Origin of the sequence: Paraburkholderia sp. BCC1884 (assembly GCF_900996225.1) — a bacterium.
GTDB lineage: Bacteria > Pseudomonadota > Gammaproteobacteria > Burkholderiales > Burkholderiaceae > Paraburkholderia.
Window position 1 is genome coordinate 1 of the sequence record NZ_CAAJGL010000109.1, and the last position, 556, is coordinate 556.

The 556-nt window shown below is 66.9% G+C and carries 1 pseudogene; it reads right to left on the bottom strand.

Annotated features, from left to right (window positions below):
- Window positions 1-556: pseudogene (locus FQ705_RS25590) on the bottom strand (hybrid sensor histidine kinase/response regulator); the annotation flags it as partial.

Sequence of the window (556 nt, forward strand, 5' to 3'; positions counted from 1 at the left end):
TCCTCGTGGCGGAAGGTGATGTTCTGCGCGGCGATCGTGAAGCGCCCGCCGGTCGGCATCGCGTCGCGCGCGTTCACCGACAGGTTGATCACCGCCAGCTCGAGCTCGGCGATATCGACGCGGATCGGCCAGATGCCGGGCGGCATGTCGAACACCAGCGCCGATTTCGATCCCAGCGACGTCTTCAGCAGTTCGCGGCACGAGGAGCCGAGCCATTGCGGCACGTCGATCGTCTCGCTGCGCAGCGGCTGCTTGCGCGCCACCCCGAGCAACTGGCGCGTCAGCGACTGGCCGTTCTTCAGCGCGCGCTCGATGGCCGTCAGCTCGATGTCCAGATGCGCGGCGCCGCGTCGGCGCACGATCTGGATATTGCTCGAGATGATCATCAGCAGGTTGTTGAAATCGTGCGCGACGCTGCCGACCAGGTTGCCGAGCGCCTCCATCTTGCGCGACTGCCGATAGGCCGACTCGATCGAGCGGCGCATCGAGGCCTCGGCCTCCCAGCGGTCCCAGGCTTGCTCCTCGACGCGCAGCCGCTTCAGCGACAGCCAGATCA